This window comes from Pseudomonas protegens CHA0, from assembly GCF_000397205.1.
Classification (GTDB): Bacteria; Pseudomonadota; Gammaproteobacteria; order Pseudomonadales; family Pseudomonadaceae; genus Aquipseudomonas; species Aquipseudomonas protegens.
This window is the reverse complement of sequence record NC_021237.1, coordinates 2,949,858-2,970,792: the sequence shown is the minus strand read 5'-3', so window position 1 is coordinate 2,970,792 and position 20,935 is coordinate 2,949,858. Positions and strand designations below refer to the sequence as shown.

Annotated in this window: 18 protein-coding genes and 1 riboswitch; of the genes, 10 read left to right on the top strand and 8 right to left on the bottom strand. The window is 63.0% G+C overall.

The features are described from left to right. Positions 1 to 6: 6 nt before the first annotated feature. Positions 7 to 167, bottom strand: a riboswitch (yybP-ykoY riboswitch). 110 nt (positions 168 to 277) lie between these two features. From PFLCHA0_RS13545 to PFLCHA0_RS13535, 3 genes are all read left to right on the top strand, one after another. Next, on the top strand, positions 278 to 766 hold the full coding sequence (locus PFLCHA0_RS13545) for a GFA family protein (protein ID WP_011060937.1): 489 nt from the start codon (positions 278 to 280) through the stop codon (positions 764 to 766). 108 nt (positions 767 to 874) lie between these two features. Then, positions 875 to 2,680 carry a serine hydrolase domain-containing protein gene (locus tag PFLCHA0_RS13540; RefSeq protein WP_015635346.1) on the top strand — a complete coding sequence of 602 codons (1,806 nt, stop codon included), beginning with the start codon at positions 875 to 877 and terminating at the stop codon, positions 2,678 to 2,680. A 6-nt stretch (positions 2,681 to 2,686) separates the two neighbouring features. Further along, positions 2,687 to 3,487: a MipA/OmpV family protein gene (locus tag PFLCHA0_RS13535; RefSeq protein WP_011060935.1), complete on the top strand. Its 801-nt coding sequence runs from the start codon at positions 2,687 to 2,689 to the stop codon at positions 3,485 to 3,487. A gap of 67 nt (positions 3,488 to 3,554) precedes the next feature. Here PFLCHA0_RS13535 and PFLCHA0_RS13530 read toward each other — a convergent pair whose 3' ends face one another. The 3 genes from PFLCHA0_RS13530 to PFLCHA0_RS13520 form a co-directional block, all read right to left on the bottom strand. Then, positions 3,555 to 4,844, bottom strand: coding sequence for an ATP-binding protein (locus PFLCHA0_RS13530; protein WP_015635345.1), 1,290 nt, complete (start codon positions 4,842 to 4,844; stop codon positions 3,555 to 3,557). Then, the gene (locus tag PFLCHA0_RS13525) at positions 4,845 to 5,555 is read right to left on the bottom strand and encodes a winged helix-turn-helix domain-containing protein (RefSeq protein ID WP_011060933.1); all 711 of its coding nucleotides are present in this window, start codon (positions 5,553 to 5,555) and stop codon (positions 4,845 to 4,847) included. It lies immediately after the preceding gene. A gap of 171 nt (positions 5,556 to 5,726) precedes the next feature. Beyond that, entirely contained in the window at positions 5,727 to 6,332 is a 606-nt protein-coding gene (locus tag PFLCHA0_RS13520; protein ID WP_011060932.1) for a MiaE family protein, read from the bottom strand. 289 nt (positions 6,333 to 6,621) lie between these two features. On the opposite strand from PFLCHA0_RS13520, the gene PFLCHA0_RS13515 reads away from it, so the two are divergent. Further along, the gene (locus PFLCHA0_RS13515; protein ID WP_011060931.1) at positions 6,622 to 7,485 is read left to right on the top strand and encodes a universal stress protein; all 864 of its coding nucleotides are present in this window, start codon (positions 6,622 to 6,624) and stop codon (positions 7,483 to 7,485) included. 217 nt (positions 7,486 to 7,702) lie between these two features. Here PFLCHA0_RS13515 and PFLCHA0_RS13510 read toward each other — a convergent pair whose 3' ends face one another. Continuing rightward, on the bottom strand, positions 7,703 to 8,170 hold the full coding sequence (locus PFLCHA0_RS13510; protein WP_011060930.1) for a DUF1289 domain-containing protein: 468 nt from the start codon (positions 8,168 to 8,170) through the stop codon (positions 7,703 to 7,705). A 409-nt stretch (positions 8,171 to 8,579) separates the two neighbouring features. Here PFLCHA0_RS13510 and acnB point away from each other — a divergent pair, with 409 nt between their 5' ends. Further along, positions 8,580 to 11,189 (top strand): bifunctional aconitate hydratase 2/2-methylisocitrate dehydratase, encoded by a 2,610-nt coding sequence (gene acnB, locus PFLCHA0_RS13505; protein WP_019094305.1) that lies wholly within the window; start codon positions 8,580 to 8,582, stop codon positions 11,187 to 11,189. Positions 11,190 to 11,342: 153 nt separating this feature from the next. Here the strand turns inward: acnB and PFLCHA0_RS13500 are convergent, their stop codons facing one another. The 4 genes from PFLCHA0_RS13500 to PFLCHA0_RS13485 all read right to left on the bottom strand — a co-directional run bounded on the left by PFLCHA0_RS13500 (position 11,343) and on the right by PFLCHA0_RS13485 (position 16,189). After that, positions 11,343 to 12,332 (bottom strand): hypothetical protein, encoded by a 990-nt coding sequence (locus PFLCHA0_RS13500; RefSeq protein WP_015635341.1) that lies wholly within the window; start codon positions 12,330 to 12,332, stop codon positions 11,343 to 11,345. A 77-nt stretch (positions 12,333 to 12,409) separates the two neighbouring features. Beyond that, a complete protein-coding gene (locus PFLCHA0_RS13495; protein WP_125063786.1) occupies positions 12,410 to 12,823 on the bottom strand; it encodes a hypothetical protein in 414 nt (137 codons plus the stop codon). 95 nt (positions 12,824 to 12,918) lie between these two features. After that, on the bottom strand, positions 12,919 to 14,592 hold the full coding sequence (locus PFLCHA0_RS13490; protein ID WP_015635340.1) for a SulP family inorganic anion transporter: 1,674 nt from the start codon (positions 14,590 to 14,592) through the stop codon (positions 12,919 to 12,921). A gap of 316 nt (positions 14,593 to 14,908) precedes the next feature. Then, complete coding sequence (locus tag PFLCHA0_RS13485) at positions 14,909 to 16,189, bottom strand: serine/threonine transporter (RefSeq protein ID WP_011060927.1); 1,281 nt, start codon at positions 16,187 to 16,189, stop codon at positions 14,909 to 14,911. Between the two features lie 492 nt (positions 16,190 to 16,681). Here PFLCHA0_RS13485 and PFLCHA0_RS13480 point away from each other — a divergent pair, with 492 nt between their 5' ends. The 5 genes from PFLCHA0_RS13480 (at position 16,682) to PFLCHA0_RS13460 (ending at position 20,837) form a co-directional block, all read left to right on the top strand. Further along, positions 16,682 to 17,221: a cysteine hydrolase family protein gene (locus PFLCHA0_RS13480; RefSeq protein ID WP_015635339.1), complete on the top strand. Its 540-nt coding sequence runs from the start codon at positions 16,682 to 16,684 to the stop codon at positions 17,219 to 17,221. Positions 17,222 to 17,355: 134 nt separating this feature from the next. Next, complete coding sequence (locus PFLCHA0_RS13475; RefSeq protein WP_041752190.1) at positions 17,356 to 17,751, top strand: VOC family protein; 396 nt, start codon at positions 17,356 to 17,358, stop codon at positions 17,749 to 17,751. 17 nt (positions 17,752 to 17,768) lie between these two features. Further along, positions 17,769 to 18,719: a 2-hydroxyacid dehydrogenase gene (locus tag PFLCHA0_RS13470; RefSeq protein WP_041752188.1), complete on the top strand. Its 951-nt coding sequence runs from the start codon at positions 17,769 to 17,771 to the stop codon at positions 18,717 to 18,719. Between the two features lie 243 nt (positions 18,720 to 18,962). Further along, positions 18,963 to 20,030: a phosphotransferase family protein gene (locus PFLCHA0_RS13465; protein ID WP_015635337.1), complete on the top strand. Its 1,068-nt coding sequence runs from the start codon at positions 18,963 to 18,965 to the stop codon at positions 20,028 to 20,030. A 39-nt stretch (positions 20,031 to 20,069) separates the two neighbouring features. Then, complete coding sequence (locus PFLCHA0_RS13460) at positions 20,070 to 20,837, top strand: SDR family oxidoreductase (protein ID WP_011060922.1); 768 nt, start codon at positions 20,070 to 20,072, stop codon at positions 20,835 to 20,837. The last annotated feature ends 98 nt before the right edge of the window (positions 20,838 to 20,935 follow it).

The window sequence follows — 20,935 nt, the reverse complement described above, 5'->3', positions numbered from 1 at the left end:
AGTCTTCCGGTCGGGCTTGAGTCCACGACATGCCCACGCGCCCGACTTCAGCGCAGGTATGTCGATGGTCTCACCAACCGAAACGGTGCCCGTACCACGGCAGGTTGCCGAGAATGTTGATACGGGCGCCACCGCAGGGCGCGGTGGCAGGTTACTCCCCAAAGAGGCGCGCAGCTTAGCCGGCCACATGTGAAAATTTCATCAGCACCGCGTCACGACAGCTGCTCGCACAGCGGCTAGCCTGTGCAATCCACCCGTTGATTCGTGGAGGTACCCCATGCAACTCCAGGGCTCCTGCCATTGCGGCGCCGTGCACTTCAGCCTGTCCAGCCGCCATCCCTATCCCTACCAGCGCTGCTACTGCTCGATCTGCCGCAAGACCCAGGGCGGTGGCGGCTACGCCATCAACCTGGGGGGCGATGCGGCCAGCCTCAAGGTACGCGGGCGCAAGCACATCGTCATCTACCATGCCCGGCTCAAGCCCGCCGGTGCCGCCCGGGCCCACAGCAGCAGCGCCGAACGGCACTTCTGCGGGCGCTGCGGCTCCGGGCTGTGGCTGTTCAGCCCGCAATGGCCGGAGCTGATCCATCCTTTTGCCTCGGCCATCGACACCCCGTTGCCGGTGCCGCCGCAGCACACCCACCTGATGCTCGACTCCAGGGCGCCCTGGGTCGAGGTCGATGCTGGGGCGCACGACCTGCAGTTCGCCGAATACCCCGAGGAATCGATTGCCCAGTGGCACCAGCGCCTGGGGCTGGAGGCCTGAGCGCAACCGGGGCTTAACAGTCTTTGACAGTTTCCCGACAAAGCTGTCAAAGACTGCCACGCCCCCCTTCCCTAGCATCCGCTGATCCAATTGGCCCTCGGGTGCTGCATGTCCCGCAAACTTCTCGGCCTGCCGCTGGTGGGCCTGCTCTTGAGCAACCTCGGCTGCAACGGCCAGCCTCCGGCGCCGCCGCCCATCGCGCCCGGCGATTACGCCAGCATCATCGGCTACCTGAAGCAGTACATCCCGCAACAGATGGCCGAACATCAGGTGCCCGGGCTGTCCATCGCCCTGGTGGACGGCCAGCAACTGATCTGGGCCCGGGGCTTTGGCTTCGCCGACCAGGCCCGGGGCCTGCAAGTGACCGAAAACACCGCGTTTCGCGCCGGAGCCCTGTCGCAATTGCTGACTGCCACGGCGGTGATGCAACTGGTGGAACAAGGGCGCCTGCAACTGGATGCGCCGCTGCAGGACACCCTCAGGGAGTTCTACGTCCGCTCGCGCTTCCACGAGGACCAGAACGCCGCCGACCGGGCCGTGACTCTGCGCCGCCTGCTCAGCCACCAGGGCGGCATTCCCAGCGAATACCTGCGCGACGCACGCACCCCCAACGCCCTCGACGAACTGCCGGGAAAGCTCAGCGGGCTGTGGCTGAGCAACGCTCCGGGAACCCAGACCGCCTACTCCAACCTCGGTTATGCCCTGCTCGGGGCAGCGGTGGAGCGCAGCAGCGGCGTGGATTTCGAACAGCAGTTGCAGAAGAGCCTGCTGCGCCCACTGGGCATGAGCCAGTCGAGCTTTGTCGGGGACAGCCGCGCCCAGCCCTACCGGGCAAGAGGCTATGAAGACGGTGTCAGCAGCGATGCGCTGGTCCGCGACCTTTCCGCCCAGGGCCTGTGGAGCAGCCCGCGGGACCTGAGCCGCTACGTGCGCATGCTGTTCGCCCAGGGCCGGTACCAGGACCGCCAACTGCTCTCGGCGGCATCCATCGACGAAATGGTGCGCACGCAGAACGCCGGCAACCCGCTGGATTTCGACTGCCAGGTAGGCCTTGGCTGGTTCCTGTCGCCCTGCGGTGAGGAATGGGTCCGGCCAGATATGCGCACCTGGCAGCAAAGCGGTTTCGGCGAGGGCTTTCATGCCCGGATCAGCGTGCTGGCCGAGCAGCAGCTGGCGGTGATCGTGATGAGCAATTCCGACAGCGGCGAGGCCCTGGCCCAGCCCCTGGTGCCCCAGGTGCTGCGCATGCTGCTGCAGGCCCACGGCGCCCCGCCACCGCCACCGGCCACGGCCCCCCAGGCTCAGCAACGTCGGGTTCCGCAAGCGGCGGATCGCCGGCACCTGGCGGGCTTCTATGCCACCCGCTGGGGTGTGCTGCGGATCCGCGACCAGCACCAGCGCCTGTACGCCGAGCTGGCCGGCGAGCGCTACGAACTGCTGCGGGACGAACAGGGCTGGCTGCGGGTGCGCAAGAAGCGCCTCGGGCTCTGGCCCCAGGACCTGGGCCCGCTGGGGCAACTGCAACTGGACGTGATGCAGGTCCAGGGCCATCGGGTGTTCACCGCCAAGAGCCACGGCCAGTTACTGGCGGTGGGAGAACGGATCGAGCCGGTGCCCCTGACGGACAACTGGCTGGCCACGGTCGGCACCTACCAGGCTCTGAGCGACGCTCCCGGCGAACCGCCCATCAACGGCATGGACATCGCCCTGGAGGACGGCTTCCTGATGATCCGCAGCCTGCAGCAAGGCCGTCCCCTCACCGACTACATCCTCGCCCCGGTGGACAACGCCCACGCGGTGATCGCCGGCAACGGCCCGGGCCTGGGCGACACCGTGCGCCGCCAGGTCAACGGCGTGAACGTCCTGGGCTACTCATTCAAACGCACCTATAACGCCAACCACCTGAGGTTCTGACCCTTCATGAAAACCCTGAAACACTCCACCACCGCCGCCTTGTGGGCCGGCACCCTGGGCCTGAGCTCGGTCTGCGGCACGCTGCACGCCGAGGACTGGAAGTACGGCGTGCACGCCGGGGTGGCCAGCGTGCCGCGCTACAGCGGCAGTGACGAACGCGCCCTGGCGCCGATTCTCGGCGGTGAGATCATCAGCCCCTGGGGCGTGTTCCTCAATACCGACCAGGGCCTGGGCTGGGGCAACGAATGGGGCGACCTGTCGTTCAGTACCTGGGTCGGCCCGAGCGAATCACGGCGCGACAAGAACCACCTGGGCCAGGGTTCCAAGCGCCTCAAGGGCATGGGCGAAATAAAGACCCGGGCACAGTTCGGCGCGCACCTGGGCTATGACCTGGGGCCGTTCGAACTGGGCGCCACCCTGACCCACGCGGTGAAGAAGAACGATAACCGCGACACCGGCTCGGCCTACAGCGCACTGGAACTGAGCATTGGCAGCAACCTCTACCAGGGCCGCTTCGGCAGCCTGGATGCCAGCCTCAACAGCCTGTTCGGCAACGCCGACTACATGCAGACCTGGTACGGGGTGAGCGACACCCAGGCGGCCCACAGCCGCTTCGGCGCCTACCGGGCCAAGGGTGGACGGGTCAGCAGCGGCGCCGACCTGGCCTGGACCCTGCCCCTCAATGAGCAGACCAAGGTCTCGACCCTGCTGTCGATGAAGTACCTGAGCAAGGAAGCCGGCGACAGCCCGATCGTCGACCGGCGCATGCAGACCAGCATCGCCACTCAACTTGAGTACAGTTTCTAAGAAAGGGAGCGCGCGGCCCGTGATCACGGGCCGCGTTGCTGCGCAGGTTCAGGGCTGCGCGCGAACCTCAGTCGAGGTGGGCCCAGGTCATGCGGAACGAGGCACCGCCCCACTCCGAATCCGCCACTTCGACCTTGCCGCCGTGCCATTGCGAGACCCGCCGCACCAGCGCCAGGCCCAGGCCGAAACCGCCGGTACGCCGGTCACGGCTGGCGTCGAGACGGGAAAACGGCTCGAAGATCTTCTCCCGGCCATCCACCGGCACCCCGGGACCATCATCGTTGACCCGCACTTCGTAGCCATGCTCCAGGCGCACCAGGGACACCTCGACCCGGCGGTCGGCGTAGCGGATGGCGTTGCGCAGCAGGTTGATCACTGCCCGGGCCATGAAGCGCGGTTCGATGCGCACGTACTCCACCTGGCAGGAACGGATCAGCAGTTGCACCCCGGCCGCCTCGGCCTCCAGGGCCACGCTGCCGACCACGCTGTCGAGCCAGCTCTGGGCCTGGATGTTTTCCCGGTTGATGGTGGCCGCGCCATGTTCCAGGCTGGCGTAGCTGAGGAGTTCGGAGACCATTTCCTCCAGCTCGCCGAGGTCGGCATACATGTCGGCGATCAACTCGCGGTTTTCATCCGGATCTGGCTGTTGCTGCAACTGGTCCAGCTCGAAGGACAGCCGGGCGATGGGCGTGCGCAGTTCGTGGGACACCGCGTTGGTCAACTCGCGCTGATTGGCGATCAGCCCCTCGATGCGCGCCGCCATGCGGTTGAAGTGCTGGGCCAGGTCGCGGATGTTGGAACGCCGCGACAGGTGCAGCCGGGTGCCCAGGTCGTTGTCGCCAAAACGTTCGGCGGCCAGGCGCAGGCGCTCCAGGTCGCGCCAGTGCGGGCGCACCCAGAAGTACAGGACGATGGCCAGCAGCGCGCCGAGCAAGGCATAGGCGGCGATGTTGTAGAGCAGGGTCAGGGGCGGGTCTTCCGGCAGCTTGATGCTCAACAGTTGCTTGCCGCCGTCGATGCTGCCGATGAATTCGGTGAACTCCTCGCGCACCACCAACTGGTTGGAATCCAGCAGGGCCTGTTCACGCACGCTCATGTCCAGGTCGTCGGCCTGCACCAGTTTGAGCAGCAGCCCGTAGTGCGGCTTGAGCTGCTCCAGCTGCTGTTGACGCCCGGCCTCGTCGAACGGCCGCAACTGTTCGCTCAGGCTGTAAGCCGGCCCGCGCACCGCATCGCGGTTGTAGGACTCGATCAGGTCGGCGGCCAGGTAGTTGATGAAGATGTGTTGCACCGCGGTCATGGCCCCGGCGAAGCCCAGGGCCAGGAACAGGTAGAGCCCCAGAAACAGACGCAGCATTCAAACCTCCCAGGCGAACGGATTGAACAGGTAGCCCTTGCCCCACACGGTCTTGATGCACACCGGCTCGCGCGGGTTGTCCTTGAGCTTGCCCCGCAGCTTGCTGATGTAGACGTCGACACTGCGGTTGAGGCCGTCGAACTCGATGCCGCGCATGCGGTTGAGGATGTCGTCCCGGGACAGGGTCTTGCCCGGCGCGCTGGCCAGCAGCCAGAGCAGCTCGAATTCCATGGTGGTCAGTTCCACCGGCTCGCCCGCCAGGCGCACCTCGCGGCTGTTGCGGTCGATGCTCAGCACGCCGAATGCCAGGGCCCCGCGCAGGGTGGTGGTTTCCGGCACCTGGCGCCGTTGCAGGGCCCGCAGGCGCGCCAGCAGCACCGCCGGTTTTATAGGCTTGATCACGTAGTCATCGGCGCCGGATTCCAGGCCGAGAATGTGGTCCAGGTCGTCTTCCTTGGCGGTGAGGATGACGATGGGGGTGTCCGCAACGGCGCGGATCTCCCGGCACACGTGCAGGCCGCTCTGGCCGGGCAGCATCAGGTCGAGCACCACCAGTTTCGGTTTGAATTCGAGAAATGCCGCCAGGGCGGTATCGCCGCGGTGGACCGTCAGCACTTCAAAGCCGTGCTGGGACAGAAAATGCGCGATCAGCCCGGCGAGCTTCTCGTCATCTTCCACCAGCAACACCTTGCCAAGACCCAGGTTTTCCATATTTGCCAATCTGTGAACGCACAATTTGTGCGCGCGCATTATAGGGGGCAAGAGGTTAAGGAAAGGATAACGCAAGCCACAAAACCCGGGACTTGCAGCGGTTTTGCGCGATATTTCATTCTTTTAAGAGTTTTTAACAATTTGCCCCTGCTTTTACACAAGGGCAGTCGTTCACCAGGCCGGCACGCCACTGTGAAAACGGAACTCCGGATCCGGCGACTCGATCAGTTCCTGCTCCGCCGCCCGCACCCGGTCGATGACCTGGGCGATGTCCTTGGCGTCGCCATACTGATAGGCCAGCTTCAGGTAGCCCTGGTAGTGCCGGGCCTCGCTTTTGAGCAGGCCGAAGTAGAACTTGCCCAGCTCCTCGTCCAGGTGCGGCACCAGGGCTTCGAAACGCTCGCAGCTGCGGGCTTCGATAAAGGCGCCCACCACCAGGGTGTCCACCAGCTTCACCGGCTCGTGGCTGCGCACTACCTTGCGCAGGCCCGAGGCATAGCGCCCGGCATGCAACTGGCGCAGCTCGACCTTGCGCTTCTTCATCAGGCGCAGGACCTGCTCATGGTGCACCAGCTCTTCCCGGGCCAGGCGCGACATCATGTTGATCAGGTCGACATGGGCGTGGTACTTGGCGATCAGGCTCAAGGCGGTGCTGGCGGCCTTGAACTCGCAGTTCTTGTGGTCGATCAGCAGGGTTTCCTGGTCGGCCAGGGCCGCCTGGACCCAGGCGTCGGGCGTGCGGCAGCCAAGAAAGTCGGGAATTTCAGGAAAGTTCATCGGCGCATTTCCGAACAATCAGCCACCACCGCAAAGCGGCAGGCAGCACTATCAGTGATCGTTAACATGAGGCTCACGGGACAAAAGGCTTCATAGCGAAAGGCCGGCGATTATACCGGCCGGGCCGCAGACCACCAGCGGCCGCGATTGATATGCATCAACATCCGGCCCGGGCGCCAGCAACTATAGTTGTGCACGCTAGGGTCTGTTCCCGTTTGGTGACGAGCCGCGTTGCGGGGCCAAACGGGAACAGACCCTAACCGTTCATCCCTTCCTGGAGATCCCGATCATGCAAAGCATCCGCAGTATCCTGGTGGTCATCGATCCCACGCCCGGCGAAAGCCTTGCCCTCAAGCGCGCCAAGCTGATTGCCGGGGTCACCCAGGCCCACCTGCACCTGCTGGTCTGCGACAGAAAGCACGAGCATTCGGCGCTGCTGAGCGTACTCAAGAGCAGCCTCACCGGCGAAGGCTACAGCGTCACCACCGAGCAGGCCTGGAACGAAAGCCTGCACGAAACCATCATCGATGTGCAGCAGGCCGAGGGCTGCGGCCTGGTGATCAAGCAGCACCTGCCGGACGCCCCGCTGAAGAAAGCCCTACTGACCCCGGCGGACTGGAAACTGCTGCGCTACTGCCCGACCCCGGTGCTGCTGGTCAAGACCGCCACGCCCTGGGTCGGCGGCGTGGTGATGGCCGCCATCGACGTCGGCAACATGGACGGCGAGCACCGGGCCTTGCACGCCAGTATCGTCGACCACGGCTTCGATATCGCCAGCCTGGCCAAGGCCCAGCTGCATGTGATCAGCGCTCACCCGTCGCCGATGCTGTCGGCCGCCGACCCGGTGTTCCAGCTCAAGGAAACCATCGAGGCGCGCTATCGCGAGCAGTGCAAGGCGTTCCAGGCCGAGTTCGACATCGACGACGCCCACCTGCATATCGAGGAAGGCCCGGCCGATGTGCTGATTCCCCACCTGGCCCACAAGCTTGGCGCCGTGCTGACCATCATCGGCACCGTGGCCCGCACCGGGATTTCCGGGGCACTGATCGGCAACACCGCCGAAGTGGTGCTCGACTCCCTGGACAGCGACGTGCTGGTGCTCAAGCCGGCGGACATCATGGATCACCTGGAAGAGCTGGCAGCCAAGGCTTGAGCCCCCTCCCCGCAACGCCATCGCGTAATCTGCGCCGTCCATGACGGCGCTTTCGCTGGCAAGCCAGCTCCTACAGAGCCCGATCAACCTCACCCCGTAGGAGCCGGCTTGCCGGCGAAGAGGCCCGCAAGCCTTGCACCGCCCTGGCGGCCGTCTTCGCTGGCAAGCCAGCTCCTGCAGTGGCATTTGCGTGGGAGTTATTCGCGTAGCGAAGCACTCAGCCGAGGGCATCCTTGAGAAAGCCGGGGGCGATGTAGCGCTGGTAGTGGGCTTCGGACAGCAGGAAGAATTCCCGATCAATGGCGTCGCGCAACTCCGGCAAGGCCCAGTCGCGAAACTCTGGCAGCAGCACCATTCCATAGGCATCGAGCTGGTTGATCACTCGCGCGCCGCGGGCAATCAGCTGGTAGGCCCAGCAATACTCGGACTGATGGGGCACGAAGCGGATCTTGCGCTGCTCCAGCTGCTCGCGCAGGCGCACCGGGTCGAAGACTTCCAGCTTGGCCGCCATCACCTGCACCAGCAGGTGCTCAAGACGCAGCCAGACCGCGCGTTTTTCCTCCTCGTTGTAACCATTCCAGTTGATCACTTCATGGTGGAAACGCTTGCAGCCACGGCATACCAGATCGCCGTAAACCGTGGAACAGAGGCCGACGCAGGGGGTCTTGATGGTCTGATTGGGCATAGATAGACAACGCACGCAAAAGCAAAACAGTGGGCAATGTTAGCCCTTTGTCTAAGATTGATCACCCCTCAAACTTCAATACAGCAACTTACGTTGAGGCTTTTTTTACCGTAGAATCAGCCAGCCTTTTTAGGCGCCAATGTCCGTTTGAAGCTGTTTTCAAAGCGTCACGAGCACAGTCGTTCCTTCAGAGCGGTGTTGGCGAGGGGTTTTTCCAGCGGGGAAAAACCCAACGCCAACCCTCATCAGCTCCCCGTTCTGCAGGCGTAAAACTTTGAAAGCAGCTTCTGTAAGGAATTGTCGGTAATTCTGGCTAAGTGGCCCACAACGCCACGCAGCGCATGAGTACGGCAATTTCGGGATGAGCGTCCCGGACACCCATTTGGGACCACTGATGAGGGTAATAACTGTGCTTGAAGCCTACCGCAAACATATCGAAGAGCGTGCAGCACTGGGTATCGTTCCCCAGCCGCTTAACGCCGAACAAACTGCAGGCCTGGTCGAGCTGCTGAAGAATCCCCCGGCTGGCGAAGAAGCTTTCCTCGTTGACCTGATCACCAATCGCGTTCCACCAGGAGTCGACGAAGCCGCCTACGTCAAGGCCGGTTTCCTCTCCGCGCTGGCCAAAGGCGAAGCCTCCTCCCCTCTGATCGACAAGAAGCGCGCCGTTGAACTGCTGGGCACTATGCAGGGCGGCTACAACATCGTGACCCTGGTGAACCTGCTGGACGACGCCGAGCTGGCGCCAGTGGCCGCCGCTCAACTCAAGCACACCCTGTTGATGTTCGACGCCTTCCACGACGTCGCGGAAAAAGCCAAGAACGGCAACGTTCACGCCCAAGGCGTACTGCAATCCTGGGCCGACGGCGAGTGGTTCAAGAACCGCCCGGTACTGGCCGACAAGATCAGCCTGCGGGTGTTCAAGGTCACCGGCGAAACCAACACCGACGACCTCTCCCCTGCTCCTGATGCCTGGTCCCGCCCGGACATCCCGCTGCACGCCCTGGCCATGCTGAAAATGGCCCGTGACGGCATCGTTCCGGACGAACAAGGCAAGACCGGCCCGATGAAGCAGATCGAAGAAATGCGCGGTCAAGGCTTCCCGATCGCCTACGTCGGTGACGTGGTCGGTACCGGTTCCTCGCGTAAATCGGCCACCAACTCGGTGCTGTGGTTCTTCGGCGACGACGTGCCTTATGTTCCGAACAAGCGTGCCGGCGGCTTCTGCTTCGGCAGCAAGATCGCCCCGATCTTCTACAACACCATGGAAGACGCCGGCGCCCTGCCGATCGAATTCGACGTGTCGAAGATGAACATGGGCGACGTGATCGACCTGTACCCGCACGCAGGCAAAGTCTGCAAGCACGGTACCGACGAAGTCCTGGCCACCTTCGAAATGAAGACCCCGGTCCTGCTCGACGAAGTCCGTGCCGGCGGCCGTATCCCGCTGATCATCGGCCGTGGCCTGACCGAGAAGGCTCGCGCCGAACTGGGCCTGCCTGCGTTCGACCTGTTCAAGAAGCCCGAAGCCCCTGTTGAAAGCACCAAGGGCTTCACCCTGGCGCAGAAGATGGTCGGCAAGGCCTGCGGCCTGGCAGAAGGCAAAGGCGTTCGTCCTGGCACCTACTGCGAACCGAAGATGACCACCGTGGGCTCCCAGGACACCACCGGTCCAATGACCCGTGACGAACTGAAAGACCTGGCGTGCCTGGGCTTCTCCGCTGACCTGGTGATGCAGTCCTTCTGCCACACCGCGGCGTATCCGAAGCCGATCGACGTGACCACCCACCACACCCTGCCTGACTTCATCATGACCCGCGGCGGCGTTTCCCTGCGTCCGGGCGACGGCATCATCCACTCCTGGCTGAACCGCATGCTGCTGCCGGACACCGTCGGTACCGGTGGTGACTCCCACACCCGTTTCCCGATGGGCATCTCGTTCCCGGCCGGCTCCGGCCTGGTGGCGTTCGCCGCTGCCACCGGCGTCATGCCGCTGGACATGCCGGAATCGATCCTGGTGCGCTTCAAGGGCAAAATGAAACCTGGCATCACCCTGCGTGACCTGGTCCATGCCATTCCTTACTTCGCCATCCAGAACGGCCTGCTGACCGTCGAGAAGAAAGGCAAGAAAAACGCCTTCTCCGGCCGCATCCTGGAAATCGAAGGCCTGGAAGGCCTGACCCTGGAGCAGGCGTTCGAACTGTCCGACGCCTCGGCCGAACGTTCGGCTGCCGGTTGCACCATCAAGCTGTCGAAAGAGTCGATCACCGAGTACCTGCAGTCCAACATCACCCTGCTGCGCTGGATGATCGGCGAAGGCTACGGTGACGCACGTACCCTGGAACGTCGCGCTCAAGCGATGGAAGCCTGGATCGCCAACCCTGAGTTGATGGAAGCCGACGCCGACGCCGAATACGCCGAAATCATCGAAATCGACCTGGCCGACATCAGCGAGCCGGTACTGTGCGCGCCGAACGACCCGGACGACGCCCGTCTGCTGTCCAGCGTTGCTGGCGAGAAGATCGACGAAGTGTTCATCGGTTCGTGCATGACCAACATCGGTCACTTCCGCGCTGCCGGTAAACTGCTGGATCAGGTCAAGGGCCAGCTGCCAACCCGTCTGTGGCTGTCGCCACCGACCAAGATGGACGCTCACCAACTGACCGAAGAAGGCTACTACGGCATCTACGGCAAGGCCGGCGCACGCATGGAAATGCCGGGCTGCTCGCTGTGCATGGGTAACCAGGCACGCGTCGAGCCGAACAGCACCGTGGTGTCGACCTCGACCCGTAACTTCCCGAACCGTCTGGGCGATGGCGCCAACGTCTACCTGGCTTCGGCCGAACTGGCGTCGGTGGCTTCGATCCTGGGTCGCCTGCCGACCGTCGAGGAGTACATGGAATACGCTGGCAAGATCGACAGCATGGCGGCCGATATCTACCGCTACCTGTCCTTCGACCAGATCGCCGAGTTCCGTGAAGCGGCTGCCAACGCCAACATCCCGGTGGTGCAAGCCTAAGGCTGTAGCGTTGTAAGAAGGAACGCCGCGTACTCCACGATACGCGGCGTTTTTTTATGCCTGGACACCTAAACTTTGACAGCATCTACCGGGGCTGCTGACACGCTAGACAAGGAAGCAGTGACGAGTCAGGGGAGTACTTCAAGTCCGACTCTATGCAGTGAGCACCACGGCACACTGATCAACAGGAATTTTCGACAACTCATATTTTGTCGAGTCGAGGTTATAGGCCGTTTCAGCTTCATCTTGAATGGCCAATAACGTGGCTTTGTCTATTTCTATGCCTGCATTCACACTGAACCCTTTTGAATACTCTCCCCCTCTTAGTAATCGATTCATATAACGCAGAGCAAAAATCGGTGACCACATGAAGTGCTTCAGGCCGATATGCACATAAATATTGGACCACCCGTATATTCGCTCAATGTGTTGAAGCGGTACAGCTAACTTGAATTTATGCTGATGCTTATCAATTGCTTTAAAAACAGTGCTCAAGTTCAGAGGCAAAACCGATTGAGTCGAGAGTTCGACAACGCCCAGCAACTCGAAACCAAAACGCATTCGTGTTTCGAGGGCGATTCGAAGCAAGGCGATGCCCGAGTCGGTAGAATTATCAGTGAAAGCAAAAAAAGGTGAGCCAGAAAATATCAACTGATCAGTAGCAAGAGCAATTTGCGATGCACTATGCCACGCATTTTTCCCTATGCCATACATTGCAGGTACGTCTTGGGTCAGATGTGCCCAGTCATCTAGAAGCACCATGGCATCCAACACCAGATAGTGGAGTAAGTCGAAGTGACGTGAAGAAAAAACTTCTGCACGAGGGTCCGAACTGGCGTTAACCACAGTGGATGCGATCCACGAACATGTCTGCACGAAAATTTGAGCATTTGACACATAGAAGGTTTGTTGCAGTTGCTTCTTATCTATTTCGTTCAAACCTTTCGGATACGCCTGCTCGATAAGCTTCTCATCCGGGAGGCTTGGAATTGGACGATTGGTCTCCTGCTGGAAGGCCTCCTTGAACAATGGAATCCCCCGTTCCTCGAGCCAACTGGCGAAGTTTGATACCTGCTTGGCATCAGGATTGTTCAAGGAGGAGTATTGCTGAAACTCTTTTCGAAACACGTCAATTTTGTGCAATGCCTTTTCTCCTTAAAATGGCCAACGGCGATCACTTCACATAAAACAAGCAAAATCAAAATGACCTCTGCTCCTGACTATTGGTCCATTACGCTCGTCCAAGACTTGGCTTTCAGAATGACTTGCTCGTTGCCCTCGGCGAGAAACCGCTGCCGATGCACATAAGGCTGCCCATTGTCGCGCCGGACAGCCAACGAGCTGATGACATACCCATCATCACCCTCCTGTATAAGCGAACAGAACCCGTCACTGGCAACCACATCGATAGCTGTCATCCCATCATCCGCAACTACAACAACCAGTTCACGGTGTTCACTACGAATCCCTTCCAACTTGGAGATGAACAACTCGCGCTTTGCCAATGGCATGGCTGACTTTCCGGACTCCCATATCTCCCAGGTCCGACGTGTGACATGTACAAGCTGAGCGGCCTCGGTGGTAGTCATTTGCAGAGCCTGACGGGCTCTATAAGGCAAGGTTTCGCTACTCATCATGAAAATCCTCAGTAAATAGGCACGAACAAATAATCACCCACGCGAATAATTTTCGCAATAGCGAATTTTATTCGCAAAACCCCAGAATACAGTCAAGACTCAAGCGCATCCTTAACCTTCCAGCCCCGCAGGCTCTCCTGCAGCGTGTCGTCGACGCTGGTGCCGCTGAGCAGCACCTGGTACTCGCGGCTCGACGGCAGCAGTGCCAGGGCGTCCTTGGCCTCGTGCTTGAGCCGCGCCAGGGCCAGGTGCTTGTGCTCCAGGCTGACCTGGCGGAAGAACTCGTCCAGGGCCTCGATGCTGGTGCCGTCCAGGTCCGGGGACTCCTCCAGGCTGAGGATGATGCTGTGGATCGGCGCCTGCACATGGCGGATCAGGCGCAGGGCGCCGCCGAGGATGCGTTCGGCGTTGGCGAAGAACAGAGCCTCCCCCGGCCGCAGGATCAGCACGCCGGGCACCTGTCGGGCCTGAGGATGACGGCTGAGATCGACAAAGTCGTGGCCGCTGCCCAGTTGCCCGAGGATCTGGATATCCGCCGCCGACATCTGCCGCAGCAGCAACAGGATGCTGATACCCACTGACAGCAGCAACCCGTCCAGCACCCCCAGCACCAGCACCGCGCTGACCGCGCAGATCACCAGCACCCGGTCACGCCGCCAGATGAAGTAGCGCCCCAGGGGTTGCAGGCTCAGGCCATGACCCAGGGCGTACATGACAATCGCCGCCAGCACCGGCTCCGGGGTCAGGGCGATATAGGGCAGCACGGTCAGCACGATGAGCAGCATCACCGCCGCCGCGGTCAGCCCTGCCAGGCGCGAGCGCGCCCCGGCCGCTTCATTGGCGGAGGTGGCCGAGTAGCCGGCCCCGGCGGGCATGCCATGGAACAGCCCCGAGAGCAGATTGGAAGCGCCCAGGGCCAGCAGGTCGCGGTTGGAGGAAACCCGGTCGCCATGCTTCAGGGCAAAGGAGCTGATGGAACCATAGGATTCGGCATACAGGATCATCACCAGGGCGAACGCCAGTTCCCCCAGGCGCAGCCAGTCGGCAAAAGGCAGTTGCGGCAGGCTCGGCACCTCCAGCTTGAGTTCGATGACCCCGATCAGGTCGACGCCATGGGCCGGCAGGTTGAACCACTGGCCGGCGCCAATGCCGATCACCACCGCCACCAGCCCGCCGGGCACATAGGGAATTCGCGAGCAGATCCCCAGCACCAGCAGCGCCACCGCCGCCACCGCGGCGCCGGCCCAGTTCCATTGCGGCCACTGCTCCAGCAACTGCGGCAGGAAGCGCACCAGGTTACCGGTGCTCAGGTGCACCCCGACCACGGTGGCGAACTGCTTGAGGACAATGGTCAACGCCAGGCCGAAGGCAAAGCCGCGCAGCACCGGCTTGGCAATGAAGGCGGTCACGCCGCCCAGGCGGAACAGCCCGGCCAGGAGGAAGAACACCCCAGTGAGCAGCACCAGGGCAAAGGCCAGGCTCAGGCGCAGCTGGGCGTCGCCACCGGCCAGGGACAGGGTGGCCGCCGCCAGCACTGCGGCCGACGATGAAGTGGCAGAAACAATGGCAAAGCGGCTGGTGCCCAACAGGCCGTAGCACAGCAACCCGGCAAACAGGGCAATGACCCCGGCCTGGGGCGGCAAGGCGGCGATGCTGGAATAGGCTACGGCTTCCGGCAACAACAGGCCGGCAATGGACAGGCCGGCCAGCAGGTCGCGGGTGCGCTTGGGTGCAGCGGTTGGGTGGGTCAGGGGTTCAGTGGCCAATCGGGTTCATCCGTGACAACGCAAAATCCAGATTCAGGGGGTGTCGCCCAACCGCATCAACGTGTTTGGGCAGGCTTGCAGCCAGAGGGGCGGGAATGGCCATGGGCGGGTTCCTGGCAGCAATAAGAGCACCAGCTTAGCCCTTTATTCAAGGCAGCAAACAATCCTGATCAATGCCTTGAACGACAACGCCGCCGGTACAGTGAAGTACCGACGGCGTTGTGTGCAGCAGCGGGTTCGCCAGGGAGGCGTCCGCGCGCCTTGCAGTTGGCTTGCGGGCCTCTTCGCCGGCAAGCCGGCTCCTACCGGAAGGCTGTCAGGACGCCAGGGAGTACACCAGGGCAGTAATGGCCACCAGGCCCACCAGGGTCACGAAGACGTTGGAAGCCTGGCCGCGGTAGCGGGCCATGGCCGGCACCTTGCGGATGGCGTACATCGGCATCAGGAACAGGATCGCCGCGATCACCGGGCCGCCCATGGTCTCGATCATCGTCAGGATGCTCGGGTTGAGGGTGGCCACGGCCCAGCAGATCACCAGCATGAAGGCGGCGGTGACGCGGTCCAGGGTTTTCGTGCCCGGGCGCCGGCCGCTCTTGCCGATCAGGCCCTTGAGGCCTTCGCTGGCACCGATGTAGTGGCCCAGGAAGGACTTGGCGATGGCCACGAAGGCAATCAACGGCGCGGCGAAGGCGATGGTCGGATTCTGGAAATGGTTGGCCAGGTAGGACAGGATCGACAGGTTCTGCGCCTTGGCTTCGGCCAGCTGCGCCGGGTTCAGGGTCAGTACGCAGCTGAAGACGAAGAACAGCACCATGCCCACCATCAGCAGGTGGGCACGCGAGAGTATCTGCGAACTGCGCTCTTCGGCGTGCACGCCATAGCGGCGCTTCTGGTCCACGGCAAAGGCCGAGATGATCGGCGAATGGTTGAACGAGAAGACCATCACCGGAATCGCCAGCCACAGGGTATGCAGGAAGGCCGAAGGCGCCGGGACATCGCTGACGGTGGCGAGGATGCCGCCATTCCAGTGCGGGATCAGGAACACCGCGAGGAACAGCAGGGCCACGATGAACGGGTAGACCATCAGGCTCATGGCCTTGACGATCACCTGCTCGCCGCAACGCACCACCACCAGCAGGCCGAAGATCAGCACCAGGGCCAGGATCGCCCGCGGTGGCGGCGCGATGTGCAGTTGGTTGGTCATGAAGCTGTCGACGGTGTTGGTCAGGGCCACGCTGTAGATCAGCAGGATCGGGAAGATCGCCAAAAAGTACAGCAAGGTGATCAGGGCACCGGCGGTGAGCCCGAAGTGCTCTTCCACCACGTCAGTGATGTCCGCACCGTCACGCCCGGAAAGCACGAAGCGGGTCAGGCCGCGGTGTGCATAGAAGGTCATGGGGAAGGCCAGCAGCGCCAGGATCAACAGCGGCCAGAAACCGCCGATGCCGGCATTGATGGGCAGAAACAGGGTACCGGCACCGATGGCCGTGCCAAACAGGCCGAGCATCCAGGTGGTGTCTTGGCGGTTCCAGCGGGTCAGGGTCGCTGGGGCCGCGGTTTCAAAGCGTTGATCAACGCTGTTGGCCTGATCATTCATCCGGTGGGATCTCCACATTCCGGTCGTTTGCCATTCACCCGGGCGTATCGGAGTACCCGACAGGCAGTGCCCGAGCGAAAAGAGGGGGCGCGATTGTCCGGGATTCCAAGGGCGCTGCATAGACTCAGCTGAGGAACGGTTTATGCGCTGCAGGTATTTTTTCGTTTGATGGGAAAGCGTCTGGCCCGGCGCTCTCCCGCTCAATCCGGGTTCCGCAGGAGCTGGCTTGCCAGCGAAGTTGCCCGCCTGAAGACGCCATTCGCCGGCAAGCCGGCCCCTAGCGGGCCGCGTTGACAAGCCTCACGGGCAGGCGGCATGATCGGACCCCATGAATATCTACGCGCTGAACCCTACCTCCACCACCACGACTGCCTCCGGCGGGTCGTGTGGTGGCTGTGCGGGATGACACAAGCACAGTAGAACCAAGGCCCCGCCAGCAATGGACGGGGCCTTTTGTTTCTCCGTCCAGCTGGCACTACAAGGAGAGACAAGATGCCTTTATCCAACGCCAAGCGTGCCCTGCTGGTGATCGATATGCAGGTCGGGTTGTTCAATGGACCGGACAAGCCCTACAAGCGCGAGCAGGTCCTGGAAAACATCAACCAACTGATCCGCCGCGCCCGCCAGGCCGGGGCGCCGATCTTCGCCGTGCGCCATACCGGCCCCGCCGAATCCCCGATTGCCGCTGGCAGTGCATTCTGGCAACTGCTGCCGACCCTGGAAGTGGATGAAGAGCAGGACTGCGTACTGGACAAGACCCGCCCCAGTTGCTTTATCGGCACCGGGCTGGCCGAGCACCTGCAGGAGGCCCAGGTCAATGAACTGGTGATCGTCGGCATGAAGACCCAGTACTGCGTCGATACCACCTGCCGCGCCGCCGGCGACCTGGGCTTTGCCGCCGTGCTGGTGGAGGACGCCCATACCTGCATGGACACGCCGCTGATCGGGGCAAGAACCATCATCGCCCACCATAACGCCACCCTGAACGGCCCCTTCGTGCGCCTGGCCACAACCGCCGACGTAACCTTCTGACCCCATCGTTCCCACACCGCCCCGGGCACGCCGATCATGGCGTGATGCCCCCGGGAACGGTGCCGGCGAGCATTGCCAAAATCCCTCGCAACCCGCACCCTTGAGCCTTCGCCCCTGCCCGTATGGAACCCTCCATGAGCGCCACGACGATCGCCGGCTGCCTCCTCTACAGCCTTGATCCACCTTCCCTCGCCCGCTTCTATGCCGAACTGCTGGGCTGGCCCATCACCGAACAGCAAGCCGACTACCAGCAACTGGCCCACCAGGGCTTCGAGCTGACCCTGGTCCAGGTGCCGCCAGCGATTGCTGCGCGCATCGTCGTGCAGGAACCGCCGCTGCCCCGCAGCGATTGCGCCTGCAAGCCGCTGTTCCAGGTAGACGACCTGGCCCGGGCCCGGCAGCGCGCTGCCAAGGCCGGTGGCCGGGTGTACGAGGCCGAGCGCGAATGGCAATTCAAGGACGCCCGGGCCTGCGACGGCATCGACCCGGAAGGCAACATCTTTCAATTGCGCCAACCCCTGCCCCGCTAACCCACGAGGAGTCCGCCATGCGCGCCACCGTTCTGGTCCTGGTTGAAAACGTCAACGCCTACCTGCCGCACCTCGAAGACCTGGGTTTCAGGCTGATCCTGGCACCCACTCCACAGACCCGGGCCCAGGCGATCCGGGACCACGCCGGGCAGATCGATGCGGTGCTGACCCGTGGCCCCCTGGGGCTGAGCGCGGCGGAAATCGCCGCCCTGCCCCGATTGCAGATCATCTGCGTGATCGGCGCCGGCTATGAGCAAGTGGACCTGCAAGCGGCGAGCAATCGCGGGATCGCGGTAACCAATGGTGCCGGGGTCAACGCCTCGTCCGTGGCCGATCATGCCCTGGCCCTGCTGCTGGCCCTGGTGCGCGGCATTCCCCAGTCCGACGCCGCGGTACGCCAGGGGGACTGGCCGAAGGTGCTGCGCCCGTCCCTGGCCGGCATGCGCCTGGGGGTGCTCGGCCTCGGCGCCGTGGGCCAGGCCATCGCCCGGCGCTGCGCCCTGGGCTTCGACATGCCGGTGAGCTACCACAGCCGCCAGCCACGCCCCGACCAGCCCTACCGCTTCTGCCCGACCCTGGTGGAACTGGCCCGGGACTCGGACGTCCTGGTAATCGCCACCCCGGGCGGCGCCGACACCCGGCACCTGGTGGACCAGCCGGTGCTGGAAGCCCTTGGCCCCGAAGGTTTCCTGGTGAACATCGCCCGGGCCAGCGTGGTGGACACCAACGCCCTGCTGCAGGCCCTGCAGCAGCGGCGGATTGCCGGCGCGGCCCTGGATGTGTTCGATGACGAACCCCAAGTCCCGGACGCCCTCAAGGTGCTCGACAACGTGGTGCTCACGCCCCACGTCGCCGGCCTTTCGCCCCAGGCCAGCCGCGATACCGTGGCGATGGTCGGCCAGAACCTGCTGGCCCACTTCGAAGGCCGGCCACTGCTGACCCCGCTGGCCCTGCCGGCACCGAACTGACCCAGCCCCGAGTCAACGCCTATGCTCGTGGGGCGGACAACCTCTGTGCCTGCATGGTTCCTGCGGGGGCTTGGTCTCATCGGGTCGTAGACACACGGGGCTAAATTCAAACGCTTGTATCAAAAGCAATGATTGTCCGGCAACACGCGCACCTATAAAGGCCCGCCGCGATTGTGAGGGGCCGGTAGGCGCATTAGATTAGCCAATAATCTCTGGCCTCCAGAATAAGCAGAAGGGATAAGCATGGCGCTTACAGACCAGTCCACCCGCACTCGCTCAGGCGAGGAACTCGATGCCAACCTGATCGACCCGTACCTCAAGGCGCACATTCCCGGCCTGAGCTGTACGCCGCAGATCAGCCAGTTCCCGGGCGGTGCCTCGAACCTCACCTACCTGCTGGAATACCCCGGGCAGGAGTTTGTCCTGCGTCGCCCGCCCTTCGGCCACAAGGCCAAGTCGGCCCACGACATGGGCCGCGAGTTCCGCATTCTCAACCAGCTCAAGGACGGTTTCCCCTACTGCCCCAAAGCCTACGTGCACTGCACCGACGAGTCGGTGATCGGCGCCGAGTTCTATGTCATGGAACGGGTCAAGGGCATCATCCTGCGCTCCGACCTGCCGCCGGAGCTGGGCCTGGATGCCGGCCAGACCGAGGCCCTGTGCAAGAGCTTCATCGATCGTTTCGTCGAGCTGCACCGGGTCGACTACAGCGCCTGCGGCCTGGGTGACCTGGGCAAGCCCGAAGGCTATGTGCAGCGCCAGATCAAGGGCTGGAGCGACCGCTACGAGAAGGCCCTGACCCCGGACGCGCCGCACTGGGAAAAGGTCAAGGCCTGGCTCAACGAGAAGATGCCCGCCGACCACCCGACCTCGAGCATCGTGCACAACGACTACCGCTTCGACAACGTGATCCTCGACCCACAGAACCCGATGCAGATCATCGGCGTGCTGGACTGGGAACTGACCACCCTGGGCGACCCGCTGATGGACCTGGGCAACACCCTGGCCTACTGGATCGAGGCCGGCGACCCGGCGCCGGTGCAACTGATGCGCCGCCAGCCGAGCAACGCCCCGGGCATGCTCACCCGCCAGCAGTTCGTCGACTACTACGCCGAGCGCGCGGGAATCGAAATCGGCAACTTCGACTTCTACTACACCTACGGCCTGTTCCGCCTGGCCGGCATCGTGCAGCAGATCTACTACCGCTTCTACCATGGCCAGACCCAGGACAAACGCTTCGCGCAGTTCATTCACATGAACAAACTGCTGGAGCAGATGAGCCTGCAGGTCATTCACAAATCCAGCCTCTGACCGCGCCCCGGCGCTCGACAGCCAAAACAAGGAAAAACCATGTCCAAGACTCAGTTGTTCGACCTCGACGGCAAGATCGCATTCGTCTCCGGCGCCAGCCGCGGCATCGGTGAGGCCATTGCCAAGTTGCTGGCCCAGCAAGGCGCCCATGTCATCGTGTCGAGCCGCAAGCTCGAAGGTTGCCAGCACGTGGCCGACGCGATCATCGCCGCCGGCGGCAAGGCCACCGCCATTGCCTGCCACATCGGTGAAATGGAGCAGATCAGCCAAGTCTTCGCCGGCATCCGCGAACAGTTCGGGCGCCTGGACATCCTGGTCAACAACGCCGCGACCAACCCGCAATTCTGCAACGTCCTGGACACTGACCTGGGGGCCTTCCAGAAGACCGTCGACGTCAACATCCGCGGCTACTTCTTCATGTCGGTGGAAGCCGGCAAGCTGATGCGCGAAAACGGCGGCGGCAGCATCATCAACGTGGCCTCGATCAACGGCATCTCGCCGGGGATCTTCCAGGGCATCTACTCGGTGACCAAGGCCGCGGTGATCAACATGACCAAGGTCTTCGCCAAGGAATGCGCGCAGTTCGGCATCCGCTGCAACGCCCTGCTGCCGGGCCTGACCGACACCAAGTTCGCCTCGGCCCTGGTCAAGAACGACGCCATCCTCAAGACCGCCCTGGCGCAGATCCCCCTCAAGCGCGTAGCCGACCCCAGCGAAATGGCCGGCGCGGTGCTCTACCTGGCCAGCGACGCCTCCAGCTACACCACGGGTGTCTCGCTCAATGTGGACGGCGGCTTCCTCTCCTGAGGCCCGCTTGCACCACAAAAAAGGCAGCCCGGAGGCTGCCTTTTTCATTTCCCGCAGGAGCTGGCTTGCCAGCGAAGAGGGCCTTGAGCCCAGCGCAA